Source organism: Fusibacter sp. JL298sf-3, from assembly GCF_053842995.1.
Genome location: NZ_CM132608.1, coordinates 820208 through 834744 on the forward strand (window position 1 = coordinate 820208; position 14537 = coordinate 834744).

13 protein-coding genes are annotated in these 14537 nt (G+C 42.3%); 1 reads left to right on the plus strand and 12 read right to left on the minus strand.

Annotated elements, in window-relative coordinates:
• Positions 1-3: 3 nt before the first annotated feature.
• From ACR6HW_RS03995 to ACR6HW_RS04020, 6 genes are all read right to left on the minus strand, one after another.
• The gene (locus tag ACR6HW_RS03995; protein WP_455729875.1) at positions 4-1185 is read right to left on the minus strand and encodes an acetyl-CoA C-acetyltransferase; all 1182 of its coding nucleotides are present in this window, start codon (positions 1183-1185) and stop codon (positions 4-6) included.
• 11 nt (positions 1186-1196) lie between these two features.
• Positions 1197-1916, minus strand: coding sequence for a beta-ketoacyl-ACP reductase (locus tag ACR6HW_RS04000; RefSeq protein WP_455729876.1), 720 nt, complete (start codon positions 1914-1916; stop codon positions 1197-1199).
• A gap of 18 nt (positions 1917-1934) precedes the next feature.
• Complete coding sequence (locus ACR6HW_RS04005; protein ID WP_455729877.1) at positions 1935-3479, minus strand: acyl CoA:acetate/3-ketoacid CoA transferase; 1545 nt, start codon at positions 3477-3479, stop codon at positions 1935-1937.
• A 10-nt stretch (positions 3480-3489) separates the two neighbouring features.
• Entirely contained in the window at positions 3490-4845 is a 1356-nt protein-coding gene (locus ACR6HW_RS04010; RefSeq protein WP_455729878.1) for a GntP family permease, read from the minus strand.
• 18 nt (positions 4846-4863) lie between these two features.
• Positions 4864-5346 (minus strand): hypothetical protein, encoded by a 483-nt coding sequence (locus ACR6HW_RS04015; RefSeq protein ID WP_455729879.1) that lies wholly within the window; start codon positions 5344-5346, stop codon positions 4864-4866.
• A gap of 242 nt (positions 5347-5588) precedes the next feature.
• Positions 5589-7304 (minus strand): sigma-54 interaction domain-containing protein, encoded by a 1716-nt coding sequence (locus ACR6HW_RS04020; RefSeq protein WP_455729880.1) that lies wholly within the window; start codon positions 7302-7304, stop codon positions 5589-5591.
• Between the two features lie 172 nt (positions 7305-7476).
• Here ACR6HW_RS04020 and ACR6HW_RS04025 point away from each other — a divergent pair, with 172 nt between their 5' ends.
• Positions 7477-8013: a hypothetical protein gene (locus ACR6HW_RS04025; protein ID WP_455729881.1), complete on the plus strand. Its 537-nt coding sequence runs from the start codon at positions 7477-7479 to the stop codon at positions 8011-8013.
• A 284-nt stretch (positions 8014-8297) separates the two neighbouring features.
• Here the strand turns inward: ACR6HW_RS04025 and ACR6HW_RS04030 are convergent, their stop codons facing one another.
• From ACR6HW_RS04030 to ACR6HW_RS04055, 6 genes are all read right to left on the minus strand, one after another.
• A complete protein-coding gene (locus tag ACR6HW_RS04030; RefSeq protein WP_455729882.1) occupies positions 8298-10052 on the minus strand; it encodes a hypothetical protein in 1755 nt (584 codons plus the stop codon).
• 167 nt (positions 10053-10219) lie between these two features.
• Positions 10220-11398: a DUF3800 domain-containing protein gene (locus tag ACR6HW_RS04035; RefSeq protein ID WP_455729883.1), complete on the minus strand. Its 1179-nt coding sequence runs from the start codon at positions 11396-11398 to the stop codon at positions 10220-10222.
• A gap of 83 nt (positions 11399-11481) precedes the next feature.
• Positions 11482-12252 (minus strand): hypothetical protein, encoded by a 771-nt coding sequence (locus tag ACR6HW_RS04040; protein WP_455729884.1) that lies wholly within the window; start codon positions 12250-12252, stop codon positions 11482-11484.
• 175 nt (positions 12253-12427) lie between these two features.
• Positions 12428-13390 (minus strand): DUF1848 domain-containing protein, encoded by a 963-nt coding sequence (locus ACR6HW_RS04045; RefSeq protein ID WP_455729885.1) that lies wholly within the window; start codon positions 13388-13390, stop codon positions 12428-12430.
• Complete coding sequence (locus tag ACR6HW_RS04050; protein WP_455729886.1) at positions 13391-14218, minus strand: hypothetical protein; 828 nt, start codon at positions 14216-14218, stop codon at positions 13391-13393. It abuts the gene before it with no gap.
• 93 nt (positions 14219-14311) lie between these two features.
• A complete protein-coding gene (locus tag ACR6HW_RS04055) occupies positions 14312-14533 on the minus strand; it encodes a tyrosine-type recombinase/integrase (RefSeq protein ID WP_455729887.1) in 222 nt (73 codons plus the stop codon).
• Positions 14534-14537 lie beyond the last annotated feature (4 nt).

Sequence of the window (14537 nt, forward strand, 5' to 3'; positions counted from 1 at the left end):
AAACTATGGTCTTTCTATCAACAAAGAAGTGCCCATGCCACCGCCGATACACAGGGTGGCAAGGCCTTTTTTAGCGTTTTGTTTCTCCATTTCGTAGAGCAGTGTCACGAGAATGCGCGCACCGCTGGCACCCACCGGATGACCGAGGGCAATGGCGCCTCCATTGACATTGACTTTGGACGGATCGAGTTTTAAGTCCCGTACCACGGCCAGCGACTGTGCGGCAAAAGCTTCGTTGGCTTCAATAAGTTCGAGGTCTTCCACAGTCCACCCCGCCTCTTCCAGCGCTTTTAAAGTCGCCGGTACTGGACCGTATCCCATAATCGAGGGATCGACGCCCTTAGTCCCATAGCCTTTGATAACGGCGAGGGGCGAGAGGCCAAGGGCCTCTGCACGCACCTTGCTCATAACGACGAGCATCGCCGCCCCGTCGTTGATGCCCGACGCGTTCCCCGCCGTGACAGTGCCTTCTTTTTTAAACGCCGGCCTCAGCTTGCCAAGTGCTTCAGCAGTAGCGCCGTAGCGAATGTACTCGTCGTCTTCGACCACCACCGGCGCACCGCGGCGCTGAGGAATGGTCACTGGGACAATTTCCGCTTTAAATCGACCGGATTTTTGAGCGGCTTCGGCACGGTTTTGACTGGTTGCGGCAAAGGCGTCCTGCGCTTCTCGGCCAATCCCCCACTGTTCGGCAATATTTTCAGCGGTCACCCCCATGTGGTAGTGGTGAAACGCATCCGTGAGCGCATCTTGAATCATATGGTCCACCATTTCATAATGCCCCATCTTCTGCCCCCACCGGTTGGACGGCGACAGATAAGGCGTGTTGGACATGCTCTCCGTCCCACCGCAAAGAATGGTTTCCGCTCCACCAGAAGCGATAATCTGAGCCGCTAAACTCACGCTTCTCAAGCCGGAGCCACAGAGAATGTTCAGCGCCATCGCGGGTACTTCTACAGGAATCCCCGCGTGAACGGCAATTTGACGCGCCACATTTTGACCACATCCGGCACTTAAGATATTGCCGATGATGACTTCATCCACCATCTGCGGCTCTATGCCTGCCCGCTCCAGTGCAGCTTTTGCCGCTGTCGTACCGAGGTCGACGGCACTTACAGCTTTCAGTGCGCCGCCAAAAGCGCCGATAGGCGTTCGGGCAGCTGCCACTATAACGACCTCTCTCATAAAAAACCTCCTTACAGTCTCAAACCGCCGTTTACCGACAGTGTGTGTCCCGTGACAAAAGACGATTCGTCGCTGGCGAGGAACAGACACGCATTTGCAATTTCTTCCGGTTCTCCTAAACGTCCCAGCATGGTCTTTTGGCGAATGGGGTCGAGCACTTTATCCGGCACAGTCTTCATCATTTCCGTGTTGATGTACCCCGGTGCAACGGCATTGACCCGCACTGCCGCGCCCTTTCTGGAAAACTCTTTCGCCCACGTTTTCGCCATGCCGATAACGCCCGCTTTGGTCGCCGCGTAATTCGTCTGTCCCACGTTGCCGTACTCGCCGACAACAGAGGCGATGTTGATGATGCTGCCGATGCCATTTGCCATCATATGTGGCCCGATAACCTGTGCCATATTGAAGACGCCTTTTAAGTTGACATCGATAACGAGGTCCCACATATCCTCGGTCATTTTGTGAATCAGGGCATCCCGCGTAATACCGGCGTTGTTGACGAGGATATCGACTTTACCGTAGGTGTCCACAGCCCATGTCATAAACACCTCGATGGCCGGCCTATCGGTAACGTTTAGCGCATAGCCGCAGATGCCGGCTTCTTCAAATGTCGCCGCCTGCATATCTACGGCAATCACCTGAGCACCTTCTCTTTCAAATCTTTGGCAAATCGCCTTGCCAATGCCCTGTGCGCCGCCGGTTACTACGGCGACTTTGCCTTTTAATCTCATTTGTACCTCCCTCTATTTTCACACCACAAGGTGCATCAATCCCTCATTGAAAATACGACTGTCCATCGTCCTTAGTGATTCAGAAACCGCTGGTTTAAACGCCATTTGATCATAAATGTCTCTCTCTATATCGATTCCCGGGGCAATTTCGGTTAAAGTCAGCCCCTTTTCAGTCAGTTCAAACACGGCGCGCTCGGTGACATAGACCACCGGCTGCCGGGTTTCGTAAGCGTATGTCCCTGAAAAAGTCACTTGTTCAACTGCTTCGATAAACTTCTGTGCGCGGCCTTCTTTGACGACGGTCAGCGTGCCGTCAGACACGGCGATTTCCAGACCGCCCGCTGTAAAAGTACCACAGTACACCACTTTTTTCGCGTTTTGCGAAATGTTAATAAAGCCGCCGCAGCCCGCTACTTTCGGACCGAACTTTGAAACATTGACATTGCCCGCGGCGTCGCACTGAGCCAGACCCAAAAACGTCACGTCGAGACCGCCGCCGTCGTAAAAGTCAAACTGGTACGGCTGGTCGATAATGACATCGGGGTTGGTGGCGGCGCCGAAGCTGAGCCCGCCTGCCGGGATGCCGCCGATGGTGCCCGCCTCAGTGGTGAGCATCAAGCCGTCGATGCCCTCTTCGTTGGCCACCATGGAAACCCCTTCCGGCATGCCGATGCCGAGGTTCATAATGGCGTTGGGCTTCAGCTCCATCGCCGCGCGTCGTGCAATGATTTTTCGAGCGTTGAGCGGCATGGGCGGTATGCTGGCCACCGGCACTTTAATGTCCTGACTGTACGACGGATTGTACTGTTCTGCAAAGGTCTGCATGTGCTCAGACGGCGCCGCTTCAACAATGGCGTCCACGTAAATCCCGGGGATCTTTATCAGCTTTGGGTTGAGCGTTCCCGCCTGTACGACTTTTTCAACCTGCAAAATCACTTTGCCCCCTGAATTTTTAACCGCCTGCGCCATGGAGAGCATTTCGAGGCTCAGACATTCCTTCTCAAATGTACAGTTGCCGTTTTCGTCGGCGTAAGTGCCTCGAATAAAGGCCACATCAATGGGAAAAGCTTTGTAAAAGAGCCATTCTTCACCGTCGACGGTCATCAACTCCACCAGCGGTGTCTGAGTGCGCGCGTTGATTCTGCCACCATCGAGCCTCGGATCGACAAAAGTTTTGAGGCCGACCTTGGTAAGAATGCCGGGTTTTCCCCCTGCAATCGCCCGGAAGAGATGTGAAATCGCCCCTTGCGGAAAGTTATAGGCGTCGATGTGCTCATCCAGTGCCAGCTTGCCGAGTTTCGGCGCCAGTCCCCAGTGACCGCCTATTACTTTTTCTACGAGGCCTACGTGGCCGAAATGATTTAAGCCGCGGTCTTTACCGTCGCCTTGTCCGGCTGCGTACACGAGGGTCAATCCCTTGGGATGCCCCTCTTTTAAAAAAGCCTCTTCAACCCCTCTGCTCAGCGCTTCCGGGTGCATGTTCCCAACAAAGCCGCCGGTGACGACGGTGTCGCCGTCTCGAATCAGCCCAATGGCCGATTCGAGCGTCATAAGTTTGTTCATAGATGCCTCCTTAAACGATTCCTGTGACCAAGTAGAACAGCGACGCGACGAGTACCGCAATAATTGGCGTTACAATGGTCATAGCTGCAATATCAAAATAGCTCTGTTTGTGGTCGAGCTTACAAACTGAAAGCAAGGTAATCACGGCGCCGCAATGCGGCAAACTGTCGAGACCACCCGCGGCCATAAGCATAATGCGGTGCAACGCCTGCGGGTCGATGCCCATGCCTAAAAATTCTTCCGAGAGCACTTCCAGTGCAATGGCTGTACCCCCTGAGGAAGACCCGACGATACCGGCGAGCAAGGTCGTCGAAATCACCACTTTGAATATCGATGGAATCGCCAGCGCAACGATGCCGAGCTTAACAGTGGTAAATGCAGACAATGACTTGATAACACCGCCGTAACCGACTTCCGAACCCGTGTTAAAAATCGGCAGCAAAGAGCCCACAGCACCGTCGAACACCACTTTATTCGTATTGAAGAGGTACTTGCGCATAGCGATTAAAATAAACACAATTGAAATGGAGAGTCCTAGGACCACCGGCCAAGTGCCGTTAATCGCCGAGCCAACTTCTTCATAGGAAGCGATGACCGAAGGTCTCGTAAAGTAAACTTTTGTAAAGAAAAAGTTCAACACAAAGACCATGACTATTGGCGATGCAGAGAGCCAGAAGTTCGGTCGCTCGCCACCGGCCTCTTGAAGACCTTCATTTTCATGATCGCCATACCCCTCTCCAGAGGCCGCTGCTTTGGCTGCCCTTTTATTGAGGAACCACGTCCCGCCGAAAAACATCACGGCTCCGCCGATTAAACCGAGAATCGGACCGGCGTAAATGTCCGTGCCAAAGTACACTGTCGGCATCGTATTGAGATACTGTGGTGACCCCGGAAGTGCTGTCATCGTAAAGGTAAAAGCCCCCAGTGCAATCGCTGCCGGCAAGAGGCGTTTCGGAATGTTTGCCTCTCTCAAGAGCATTGCCCCAATGGGATACATGGCAAAAACTACGACAAACAGCGACACGCCGCCGTAAGTCAACAGTGACGTCGCCACCACCACAGCGGTTATGGCGTGTTTCTTACCGAACTTGTCTGAAATAAAGTGTGCAATCGCTGTGGCCGCACCGGTGACGCCCATTAATTTACCGAAGATGGCGCCAGCTAGGAACACCGGAAAATAGGCTTTGATATACCCGGCTGCGGCGGGCATGAAAATATTTGACAGTGCGTGAAGTGCCGGTATTTCTCCTGACATCAGTGCGGCGAGCATCGCCAGCACCGGTGCCAGTACCAAAACAGTAACCCCGCGGTACGCGAAGTACATCAGTGCAAACAGCGTTAAAATAATCGCGAATACCCCTAACATCTTAGCCCCCTATTTTTTTTAAATCTCCGAAACCCAAAGTGTAAAAGCGTAGACCAGTGCCAATGCGGATACGGCGTAAAGACCGTAGAGAATTGCAACGACAAAGCCTCTGCGCTTTTCTGTCACCTCGACGTGTTTCGGATGCATTTTGGTTTTTAAATGCGCTTTAGTATCTTTTAGCGCCGCTGCAACGATTCCCATAAGAGCCGCTGTGGCGCCCATCAAAGCGACGAGATAAAAACCGCCCAAATGTATCTGCCAAGTGTGTTCAATGATGGACAATATTGCACATAAGAAAACCAGTGGTATAAAATACCGGTCCCATTTACCTGCGCGATAATCGTTTTGATACATTTCTGATACGAGCATCCGAACTGCCAATACCGCTAAATGCATGTATTGATAAGATTGCGGAAAATAAATTTGTTGGACAATTGTAAAAATCAACAGTCCTTGGTAAACCCAGTTAAAATAACGCGGTTTTCTCAATATGCGCATCATATGCTTCACCTCCGCTTTACTCTATTGCAAGTCACATGCCAACTTTTTGGACACTTACCGCCGTCTTTATGGCGCTTTTTCTGCTTTTCCGTACAGTGTCCGTACATTCGGACACACAGAAAAAAGCGGCAATAGTAAACTTTAGTTTACAGTTGCCGCAAATTTAATAGAAAAGTGTCAATAAAAGATTACGATTTTTTATTACTTTTTAAAACTGTAAACTTTTATTGACACTTTATCCGCTATAGATTGTACTTTTCTAATTTTTTGTGTAGGGCCATCCGAGAAATGCCCAAATCTTTTGCCGTTTTGGTCTTGTTGCCGTTAAAATAGATCAGTCGCTCCAAAAGCATTTTTTTCTCGTAGGTCTCCATCATCATTTTCAGTGGGTCACCGGTGTAATCGGGATCCGCCGCTTTCAGAAACGCCGGCAAATGATATGGTTGAATCTCTTGATCCGCCTCCATGATGTGGTACGCGCGCTCGATGATGTTGCGCAGTTCCCTAATGTTGCCCGGCCAGTGGTACTGCCGCATCAACAGCTGGGTCTTCTCCGCTATTCCCCACACCTTCCCGTGGTTTTGCGCGTTGAGTCGGTCGATGAAGTGGCTACTGAGCAAAATCACATCGTCCCGTCGCTCTTTCAGAGGGGGGATATGCAGGTTCATAACGTTGAGACGGTAGTACAAATCGGCTCTAAAGAGCTTCTCCGCCACCATTTCCTTTAAGTTTTTATTGGTGGCGGCGATAATACGAACATCCACCTGTTTGGGTCTGTTGGAACCCACCCGCTCCACTTCTCCATCTTGGAGTACCCTGAGGATCTTCGCCTGCATCTGCAGGGGCATGTCACCGATTTCGTCGAGAAAAAGCGTCCCTTCATCGGCCAGTTCAAATTTTCCGATGCGTCCGTTTTTATCCGCCCCTGTAAACGCCCCCTTCTCGTAACCGAAGAGTTCAGATTCTAAAAGTGCCTCTGGGATGGCGGCGCAGTTGACAGAGACAAATGGCCTGTCACTGCGTCTGCTGGCTTTGTGTATGGCGTGGGCAAACAGCTCTTTTCCCGTTCCGCTTTCGCCTTGTATGAGGATGTTGGAACGCGACGGCGCGATTTTCTCCGCTTGTTTTTTAAGCGTATCCATTTGAGCATTGGCGGTAATGATTTGATCAAAGCTGTATTTGGCGTAGTGAATGCTGCTGATTTCAGAACGGAGATTGCGCAGTTCTTGTTCGATTTTGGTGTATTTTTTATTGATGCTGTGCAGTTCAGAGATGTTTCTAAAGATGACTTTGCCAATAGCTCCGGCGAGTTTGCCGTCGACATAATACGGTATTCGCGTCGCGAGCATGTAGTCGCCTCGAATTTCTTGAAAGTCGTTGATTTCGGGGACACCGGTCTGGGCGACGATATGCATCCGCGTGTTTTCAATGACTTCAGTGACGTGTTTTCCAATAAGCGCGTCGCCTTCAACACCTAGAAACCGCTTATAGGCGTCGGAAATCATCGTAATGCGCCCTTCTGTATCGACGACGAGAATCCCGTCATAAGCCAGTTCCAGCACGGATTTCAAAATCGACATCTCGCCGCGCTCAGCCTCTAGGCGCTGACTCAGCGTTTCGTACTTGGTGACGTCGTCGAAGATGGCCGCTGCGCCGACGACAGTTCCCCCGCTGTACAGCGGTACCCTCGACGTCAGACAATGCCGCCCGCCCAGGGTGATGTTGGCGTCGTACACGCCGGTGCCCGTTTCAACCACTTCCGGGAGTTTCGACGCTTCGTAAATCGATACAATTGGCTCTCCAACGGCCGTACGTTCCAATGCCCCTAGCAGTTCCCTAGCGCGCCGGTTGATGCACCGAATGGTGGCATCGGCATCGACAATGACAATGCCGTCTTTTACCGCCTCAAAGAGCGCGACATTTTCTTCTAAACTCGTAAACTGTATTTGCGAGGTCATACCCTGTCCTTTCTCACTTTCTCAATAATCGACACCACTTTATCTTGCAAAATTGATACCACTCTCACTGTCTCTATTATAAATCAAAATAGTCTTCATGTGCTAATGCAAATCAAAATATAATTGACCGTTCGGTCGGTTTGTATTATAATCGTTCTATGAAGGAGGTTATATGTCCAAAAAAATAAAAATCCCAAAGGCCCTACACGAGCTCTTTGGGAAGGAACAAACCCTATTGGATTTAGCAGCTGTTATTCTCTTTACAGCGATAGCAACTGTAGGTATTAGCCAACTGGAAAGCGCTTATCTCAGTACGCTTACCGGTTTTCAAAAATCTGTCGCCCTTCTGTTACTCGTCGACATTGCCGGCGGCGTCATCGCCAACCTCTCAAAGGGAACGGATGCGTATTATGGCGAAAGCGCCTTTAGGCGTCAGGTGTTTATTGCCATTCACATCCAACCGCTCGTTGTCGCCTTTGCGCTTGACACCTCTTGGTTGCTCGCTATCGGCGTCTGGGCGACGGCGATTACAGGGGCTTGCATTTTGATCCGCGCCTCTGAGGCCAAAGCGTTAGCCGGCGTTTTCACAGGCCTCTCGCTTCTGGGGCTCTTCTACTTTGGAACCGGTGATCCTGAGTTTGTACGCCTCTTATACGGGCTCTACCTCTTTAAAGTGCTGTTCAGTTTTTCAGTCCGCCACCATGTGTAGCGTTTTTTTCTTCTGCCGAGACACCAAGAGAATCCAACGCTGCTTTGAAAATTCTAGGATCGGATTTTGAATAACCTACTAAGTCACTACAAATGTATGAGTCTATGTACTTCCAAACCATTGGTCTGCGATTGTATCCCACCTTTTTTGTTTTGCTGTAATATTTCATTGCCTTTCATTATTTTCCCCCATTGAGTTTGATTTTGTCTTGATACTTCACATAACGTTCTTGCAGTCCTCGCAACCTTAGTCGCGAGGACTGGGTGCTAGATGAAGTATTTGAATCATATTTCCGAAACTAGCATCTCCAATTCATCCTTGTATGGAAGTACTAATGTATACAATTGTGTGTATGCTCGACCAATAGCGCCATGAAAAAGAATCATTTCAGGTCGATTTTTTCCACAATTAAGAATATGATCCTGTGATATCCCTGGATATGGATCAACATAATATATCTTTCGTATGCCGATTTGATAAGCTTTTTTTGAACATAATTCACACGGACTAGCCGTTGTGAATAAAAATCCATTCTTAAGAGGCATTCCACCATTCTTTGAAATCTGCAAAAATGCATTCTCCTCAGCGTGAAGCGCTCTTGTATGAACTTGATTTTCTTTATCTTTGAATTCGTTATACATATCTTTGAAGCAATACGGATAAAGCCTACCATTCAAATCATCAGTATGTGTTTTTTTCTCATTTAATACCCCTTCAACAAATTCTGAATAATCCGAATCGTTAATCTCATATTCACTAAAAGCTTCACTATCATCTTTTGTTTCTGTGCTAAATAGATTCCTCAAGTTGCATGGAACTTGTCCCTCAGGCGAGGAATTCCATCCGATTGATTTAACTGAATAGTTATCATCTGTAACTATGGCTCCGACTTGGCGCGAAAGACAACCAGCATTGACTTTTGCATTAAAAGCAATTTGCATGCACCTTTCTTCTGCTGTAGGTGTGATTAATCCTGGGTGCATAATCAGAGTAACGTATCTTATCAACTGCTTTTTTACTTTTATATAATTTTTTGTTCCAATTGACGGATTATATATATAAATATCCGACAACTCTATGCATTTCTGAATGTTTTGAGATGAAAATTGTTTTGTCCCAGTTAGTCTTTTGGGATACTCTTTTTCATCAAGATTTCTAATCTGATGAATGTTAAAACCAAGATTAATCAATCTATCAACTCTATTTTTCGGGTCTGTATTCACAGACATTAAGTAAAATGCAGAATATCTGTCTTTGAAAAAACTAATTTCAAATGGGTTTCTAAGTGCATCAATTACAACGAGAACTCTTTCCTTTTCAACCAGATTTCTCCGTCGGAGGATTTTTATCATTAAATTTGTACGTTGAGGTAATTTAAATATACTAGCAGAATCAAATTTATCGATGAAAGCAAATCCAGATGATCTTACATTGTTCGCAATAAGTTGATAGTAGTAAGTATATAAATTTGCATCTGGATGATTCTCGATTGTTACTTTGTAGGACTTAAGAACGCCTTGTATTATATCAGACAATTCACTCATTTGATAAAAGTAGTAATCATAGATTATGTCATTTGCAAGTGCATCATCGCCTTCGCTATCAAATATTGGTTTTAAGTCTCTCCTTATATCGCATACTTCTTCGTACTTTTCTTTAATTTTGCTTTCAACTTCCTTCAATAAGCCTTGCATGTTTATTATTTTAGTTCCGTCCACTTCAATATTATTAAAAAAACTGACGAACTCGTCGTACTCGTTTCTAACAATGAATGAGGTGATTATGCTCTTCATTTTAATGACAGTAAATTCACTCCAATGCGATTTGGCATATTCATATACTATTTTGTACTTTCGCTCTTCATTATTTTCAAATTGGGCTTCTTTGGGTTTTGGAGATGATAGCTCTGCAAATGAATTGCCCAACAAACTTGCAACAGTCGAACAACCTGAACCAGTTCTTCCAGTAAGTCCAATTATGATAAAATTCTCTCTCTCATCAAACAGCATCTTAGTTGCCTTTTGAATGTCTTTGCTCATTTGCGCCTCCGATTAATTTAATTATTTTAGGGACTTCAGCTAACGTTTCCGCTATTGCCGTAGTCACTCTCATTTTGTACCATAGCAGAAAAAAAGTGTCACAAGTCTTGCTTCGCAAGGGCTGTGACATAAGAGTGATTTAGGTAATAGTCGTGTTAGAAGATGTATTAAATTTTGTCTTTTTTTATATAGTCGAAAAAGTCTTTATATTCTTTATGTTCAGGCGAATCTAAAATATCGAGTTCATTATGAGTCAAAATTCTAATTTCATTTCTAACTTTTCTAAGCCTTTCAAGCATCGGTCCAATATTAGCAATAGTATGATTGGTATAAGAATATAATTCCTTGACTGAAATAGGAATTTTATAACCATGACTACTAGTTGAAATTATTACTCCATTATCTCTTATTTTTGATATCAAGTTTGTTTGAAATTGCCTAAACGAGTATTTTCTTCTGTTAATCCTAAATATATGATCCCTTATTTCTTTGGATGTATAGTACTTTTCAGAACTATCATAGCGTAGCTTGAACATTAAAAATTGTACAATCAATATTCTATCTTTTTGTAATTCGTCATTATAATGTTCTTTACCTACAAAATTACTTGCTAATCTTAAACAGTGATTGGCAATAGATTTGTCAAATCTATTTATATCCATATAATTTATATCTTTAAAATAGTCTTTATAATCAATTGGCCATACTTCGTACTTCAGAATTTTTCTATCTAGGAAGTTGAGAAACACTCTATACTTATCTTTATGTGGTCTATCTTCGTATTTATAAGCAATTGTCCCACTTATAAAATCAGCTAATTGAACAAATATACATTCTTTACTATCTACAAATTGAAAGTCATACTTACTTAGAAGGTATAATTCTTGTCTATTAAAGTATTCAATGAAACCTGACATAAATTCCTCAGTTCCATGTTTATCTGAAAAAACATTTAGAGAATCAAACATACCTGTTAACTCTTTATGAAAATATTTATGCGTAACTTTAATAAATGAAGATTTAAAACCAAGTCCAGGATTCCTATTCAAGTCAATTTTTTCTTTGTCGACTATATAAGCAATCACATTGAAGTCTAACACAGAAATATCTTTAAGAATTTTTATTCTTTTAACATAATCATTGCTAATAGAGCTTGATTTGATTTCTTCACCACCAAAGTATTCACTCTGAACAAGACGAAGTTTTTTTTCAATTTTAGGCAAATTTTCTGGAGAGATAATCACAGCTGTTAATATAAAATACTGTGAATTTCCTACGGATTTAAAATCATATCCAAAATTTCCGGTTTCATCAATATAAGCATTTTTATATATTTTGCTAATCATTAGATCCCTCCAAACTTAATATTTCTTCTAACGGTTTTGCAGTCCTCGCAGCCTTAGTCGCGAGGACTGTGTGTTAGATAAAGTTATTTTTTTTTTATATATATCACTTGAGTATCGTCATGAGGAACTCGGAACTCAATTTTCGCAATATCTTTAAGATTTCCTATAACCAAAGGATTATTATAAAGATAGCTTGTAACTTCATCGTCATCTGTATTAATAACAACGCGTAACTCATTCTGGTACTCAAGAGAGTTATCTTTAAAAAAAAGCTCTGTTGGAGGTTGTTTCGTATTAAAAAATGTACTATTTCTTATTTTAGATTCATAATGCAACTTAGAAAACATTATTTCACTCTCTTTTACACCAATATCGGTTAAAGCCTTAGTTAGCCTAGACTTAAAATCATCAATATTCCTAATTATTACTGTACTCATCCACTTTTTATCAACTAAATTAATTTTATCGGTGTTATTTCCAAAATCTCTATAATACTCACTACTTATTTTATGCTCTACTTGATCACTTGCGTCCTCATCAATATCAATTAGATAAAAACACGTGGCAGGTAAATCTAGCGATCTCTTAACTCTGAAATTTATGTAATTATCATCTATACTTGCTTCTATATCTTCATATAGTTTTTCAATTATATTCATAGTTATTTTAAACCTTGATGGAATTCGAGCAAAAATCGCTTCGAACTGATCGCCCTTTCCATGCCCATATTTATTTTCGTCTTCAATCCATTTCCTTGCATTAGAGAATTTCAATTCACCTTTTCCAAATAGCGAGTTGGCATATTCTGCTTCCAAAACCTTTAATAACAGTATACCTGTTTTCTTTTCTCTCATTATGTTTTCCTTCTTTAAATAATTTTACTTAACGTCCCACGGTTCGGGACGTTCCTTCCATTTAACGCCGAGCAGAAAATATGTCGCAGTCCTTGCCTCACAAGGCTGTGGCATCGGAAGGGATGTCAGTGAACCGTCGTGTTAAGCGAAGTAATTAATTTACCATAGAATTTGACTATTCATCGATTATATCTAAGAAATTCAGTTGCTTACATCCTCTTTTTACTCCCTTAATAGAATTCATATCCCTAAGAGATATTGTTGCATCATCACGAACTTCTCCAACAAGTAAAGGATTTGAGTCACCATGTTGTAGAAAGTTTGCATTTACCATATTTTTACTATAATTCGCATAGCAATAAACACAATTGTGCATGCAAGAATTATATTGTCCAACGTCAACACTTTTTACACATCCACATATATCTCGTTGTGTATCATCCTTCTTTACCGCAACCTCGTAACCGATTAGTTCTGAGATTAACGCATCGTCAATACACTTACCATGAGAAATTCCAAATTCACTTAAATCATACACTTCAGAACAAGTTTCAATTTTAAGATTATATTTATTTGCAATTTCTGCGAACTTTTTAGAAATTGTCTTAATATCATTTGTATCAAGTTCTTTAATATTCAAGTTTTTAATATTTTTCTTAATCTTAGCATATATATCTATAAAACTTATGACACAGCGTTCAGTATATCCAGATAACTCATCACATAATCTTTCAAAAGCTTTGCAATGATATTCTATAGTATACTCATTATTAATAAATATTGGATCATATCTTAAAATAACTCTCTTCTTTCCGATTTTTTTAGATAAGTCTTTAAATGCGGTTATTACTTTTCGTTTATCCTTTATTCCTAACTCAATATTATTTTTGTAACCAGTTATAGTGTATTGAAAGTAGTAATTGTAATGCTTTATTTCATCTAGCCTATTTAACATTTGAGATACATCTTTTGTCCAGAATACAAAACAATCCACTGTTTCAGGTGATAGAATTACTTTACTAACTTGCTTTGGATTCATGGGATTAGTTACATATAAATAGCCTTCTTGTATTCTATTAAAAAACCAATCAGAATAAAAAGCAGGAATATCAGTTCTACGACTTACGCTTAAAATCATCTACTCTTCCTTCCTTACAATCAATTGAGCACTACTACAAAATTGCCATGGATGATATTTATTAACAATATCTTCATCTATATCAAACACCAATGAATTATTAGCATATTTTTCGCCATAACGATAATGTTTTTTAATATTATGAGAAAAATGCAGTCTTCTACTCGAATACTCAATTCCAAGTTTATTAATATTATTTAAAAGATACCAAAAACAATCTCTAGGTTCCCTATAATTGATATCATTGATTATAATAATTGAATTTTTTGGCATTTTAAAAATAATATTGCGAACAAGAGCTTGAAAAAAACAATTTATTTCGTCCACGGTTTTGTATTTAATTAAGTCAGAGAGCATATATTGTAAACTCAAAATATGAAACTCAATATTTGATAAATCACTATTTATTATATCAAATATATCTCTATAGGTGTACTCAACAGTTGATCTACTATTTTTTTTTATGTAATCATGAATATGTTTCCACTCTTCATTTAAGTCTATTCCATAATAATTAGTTCTTACACTTTCTAATGCCGATGATATCCCAAAAAAGTCACTACAAGATCCACAACCTATTGATAAAACGTTAATTTCTTTATTCAATTTATATAATTTATTAAAATTAGCAAAAATATGATATATTTCTGATGAATACTTATGAATATATTTACATACGTAGTAATTTGTCATATTTTCACAATTATATCGTCGTTCACTTCCATAGTGTATATTTTCAAGACATTTTTCACAATGCGGAATATCGCAAATTGATTTTGAATTTAGATATTGATTATCACAATATTTTACTAACTGATTTAATTCCATATACACTTCCTTTCTAAGTCCTATATTAATTATGTTGATTAACTCCCCAACCCCACCAAAAGTCATTAAAAGCACAAAATACAAACTGGAATTTCAAGGATAAGAGCACTCTAACATATCCAGTGGATTCCTAATCCCCACTATCGACTTATTCGGCACAGGCGTGTAAATCTCAGTCGTCTTCAAATGGGCGTGACCAAGCAAGTCCTGAATATACCTAAGCTCCACCCCCAGCTCAAGCAAATACGTCACAAAAGAATGCCGCAAACTATGAAAAGTCACAGCCTTCTTAATCCCAGCTTGCTTAACAAACACATTA